This window comes from Stenotrophomonas sp. NPDC077659, from assembly GCF_050268705.1.
Classification (GTDB): Bacteria; Pseudomonadota; Gammaproteobacteria; order Xanthomonadales; family Xanthomonadaceae; genus Stenotrophomonas.
Window position 1 is genome coordinate 52,867 of the sequence record NZ_JBNNHG010000008.1, and the last position, 2,219, is coordinate 55,085.

Annotated in this window: 2 protein-coding genes; both read right to left on the reverse strand. The window is 67.3% G+C overall.

Features of this window, described 5'->3' with window-relative positions:
• Nucleotides 1-15 precede the first annotated feature (15 nt).
• On the reverse strand, nt 16-1,122 hold the full coding sequence (lptG, locus tag ACQKDV_RS02545) for an LPS export ABC transporter permease LptG (RefSeq protein ID WP_427782223.1): 1,107 nt from the start codon (nt 1,120-1,122) through the stop codon (nt 16-18).
• Nucleotides 1,119-2,153 (reverse strand): LPS export ABC transporter permease LptF, encoded by a 1,035-nt coding sequence (lptF, locus tag ACQKDV_RS02550; RefSeq protein ID WP_427782226.1) that lies wholly within the window; start codon nt 2,151-2,153, stop codon nt 1,119-1,121. The genes lptG and lptF overlap by 4 nt, the downstream gene beginning before the upstream one ends.
• Between the last annotated feature and the right edge of the window lie 66 nt (nt 2,154-2,219).

Sequence of the window (2,219 nt, forward strand, 5' to 3'; positions counted from 1 at the left end):
CTACAACAGCCAGGATCAGCCGGATTTGCGCCGGAACAGCCAGCCGGACACCGCCAGCATGACGATGGGCGGCAACGCATAGGCGATGCGGTAATCGAACTTCAGCGCGCCGGCCATGCGCCCGAAGAACAGCTGCAACAGCCAGAAGCCCAGCGCGAACAGGATGCCCAGGAACAGGCGCTTGCCCATGCCGCCGCTGCGCAGCGAACCGAACGCGAACGGCACGGCGGCCAGGCACAGCGCCAGCACGTTCAACGGGTAGAACCAGCGGCTCCAGTAGATATCCTCGAAATCACGGGCATCCAGGCCGTTGCGCTCGCGGTATTCGATGCTGGTGCTCAACTCGCTCAACTTCAGGTTGCGCGGCTTGGCGATGCCGGTCGCCAGCGCGCCGGCATCCAGCTTGGAATCCCAGGGCTCGCGTGCGGCTTCTTCGCGGGTCGCACCGCGCTCGGCGAAGGTATCGCGCTTGACCCCGGTCAGCACCCAGCCGTCCTTGTCGTGTTCGGCGGTGGCAGCATGGGTGAGCGAAGCGATGTTGCCATCCTCGGCAATGCGGTACAGGCGCACATCGCGCAGGATCAGCCGCGTGCCCTTGTCACCGACCAGCTGCTCTTCGCCGCTGGCGGCATTGAGGAAGGTGTCGCCCTCGCGCGCCCACAGGCCCGAATAGCGGGCCGTGGTCACATCGGTGCCCCACTTGGCGCTCATCTTCAGCGCATCGGCGCGGTTCTGGCCCCACGGACCCAGGGTCTCGGCACTGATCACCATCACGCCGGTGAGCAGCGACAGGGCGATGGCCACCGACACACTCAGGCGCTTGCGCGACAGGCCCAGCGCGCGCAGCGCAGTCAGCTCGGAGGTGGCGGCCAGCTGGCCCAGGCCCATCAGCGCACCGATCACCGCGGCAGTCGGGAAGAACGTATAGGCACGGCGAGGCACGGTGTACAGCACCCAGGCCGCGGCATGGCCCAGCGAATAGCCGTTCTTGCCGATGTCCTTGAACTCACCGGAGAAGGCCATCACCACGTCCAGGCCGGTCAACACCGCCCAAGTGAGCAGCACGGTGGTGAACACCGCACGGCCCAGATAGAAATCGAAACGCATCGGTCGCAGCTTCATGCGCGGGCTCCCTTCGGGCGCGCCAGGCGGCCATCGCGGAAGTACATCCACAGTGCGAAGCCGAGCAGCGGCAGGGTCAGCCACCACAGGCCCACGGCAGACGGAATCCTGCCATTGGCGATCCAGCCACTGCCGATGAACATCAGGTTGGTACCGACCATGTAGGCCAGCAGGGCCAGCATCATCCGGCCATAGCGCTGCTGGCGCGGCGAGCTGCGGCCCAGCGGCACGGTCAGCAGGGCGAAGGCCAGGGCGATCAGCGGCGAGGCGATGCGGCGGTGCAGCTGGGCCTTGGCCTCGGCGCGGTCGTCACCCAGCAGCTGCAGGGTCGGCATCAGCTCGGGGTCGTCCTCGTCCTTGGCTTGGGCGCCGTCAGGCAGGGCCACGTCGTTGCGGGCAAAGGTCGCCAGGCGGTAATCCAGCGCGCCGGCCAGCGGGCCCTCCACCTGGTGGCCGTCGTCCAGCTCCAGGAATCGCTGCTGCTTGCCTTCGAAGAACATGCGGCCGCCGGCGGCGGACACCACTTCCAGGCGGTCATCCTTCTGCCGCTGCAGGAACACCCGGCCCAGCTGGGTGCCATCGGGCGAGATCGAGGACAGGTAGACCACCCCGCCATTGGGCAGCGGGGTGAAGCGGCCCGGCTCCAGGCCGGCCATCAGCACGCTGCGGTTGGCGTCCTGGATCATCTGCTCGGCGGTGCGGCCGGCCCACGGGCCCAGCCACAGCGAACAGGCGCCGACCAGCAGCACCACCGGCACCACCAGCATCAGCAGCGGCCGCAGCAGGCGCTTGGGCCCCACGCCAATGGCGGTGATGACCGCCATTTCCGAATCGCGGTACAGGCGGGCAATGGACAGCAGCAGGCCCAGCATCAGTGCCAGTGGCAGGATCAGCGGCATGTAGGCGATGAACTGCAGGCCCAGCTGCGAGAACAGCAGCTTGGCCGGCAGCCGTCCGTCGGCGATGTTGCCGAGGATGTCCACCAGCACGCCGCCCACGCTGACCACCAGCAGGACGATCAGGGTAGCCAGGAAACTCTGGAGGGGATCTGTTCACGATCCTGGCGGAACTGGAGCAGGTGCTCTGACTATTTTCCC

Coding starts and splice junctions, on each gene's coding strand:
- lptG (WP_427782223.1), bottom strand. CDS start 1,122: ATGAAGCTGCGACCGATGCGTTTCGATTTCTATCTGGGCCGTGCGGTG.